Genomic DNA, 535 nt, shown 5'->3' with positions numbered 1-535 from the left:
CACCTCCCCCACAGGGGGAGGATCTAGCTGTGCGCCTTCACCAACGCCTTCGGGGCCACGATCGTCCAGGCCGTGCGCAGCAGGCCCGCCAGTTCGTCGGCGTCGATCGCCGCCAGCCGCACCAGCACCGCCGGATAGCCCAGGTAATGGGAGTCGTCGAAGAACCGTTCGGGGGCGGCCTCGATCAGCATCTGCTTGGTCTCGATCAGGCAGCGCACGGCGATGACGCCGGGCACCAGCACCCGCCTGGCCTTCGGCGCGGGCCGGGCCAGATAGCCCCAGGCCAGGCCCTTTCCGGCCACCTCATAGGCGACCTGCTCGCCGTTGGAGGCTTCCACCACCTCCGGCAGGGCGATCGCCAGGGCGCGCAGGGTTTCGTCATCGACCATGCAAGTATGGAACGCTCAACTCCTCCCCCGTGCAACGGGGGAGGTGGCGCGCTGCGTATACGCAGCGTGACGGAGGGGGCGACCGCCGCTGCCCAGCCCAGTCTCGGGGGGGGGGGGGGGGGGGGGGGGGGGGGGGGGGGGGGGGG

The 535-nt window shown here is 72.0% G+C and carries 1 protein-coding gene and 1 pseudogene; one reads left to right on the top strand and one right to left on the bottom strand.

Annotation, left to right across the window (positions count from 1 at the left end; genetic code table 11):
- Window positions 1–23: 23 nt before the first annotated feature.
- Window positions 24–389 (bottom strand): MmcQ/YjbR family DNA-binding protein, encoded by a 366-nt coding sequence (locus tag AC07N1_RS08575; protein WP_494671410.1) that lies wholly within the window; start codon window positions 387–389, stop codon window positions 24–26.
- On the opposite strand from AC07N1_RS08575, the pseudogene AC07N1_RS08570 reads away from it, so the two are divergent.
- A pseudogene (locus AC07N1_RS08570) lies at window positions 335–469 on the top strand (hypothetical protein); the annotation flags it as partial. The gene AC07N1_RS08575 and the pseudogene AC07N1_RS08570 overlap by 55 nt on opposite strands.
- Window positions 470–535 lie beyond the last annotated feature (66 nt).

The organism is Caulobacter sp. GW821-FHT09B11 (assembly GCF_059418205.1).
Note: the sequence above shows the minus strand (reverse complement) of the source record. Positions and strands in the feature narration are given on the sequence as shown.

Bases quoted from the DNA above. Each gene is read 5' to 3' on its own strand.
- AC07N1_RS08575 (WP_494671410.1), bottom strand. From the start codon at position 389: ATGGTCGATGACGAAACCCTGCGCGCCCTGGCGATCGCCCTGCCGGAG.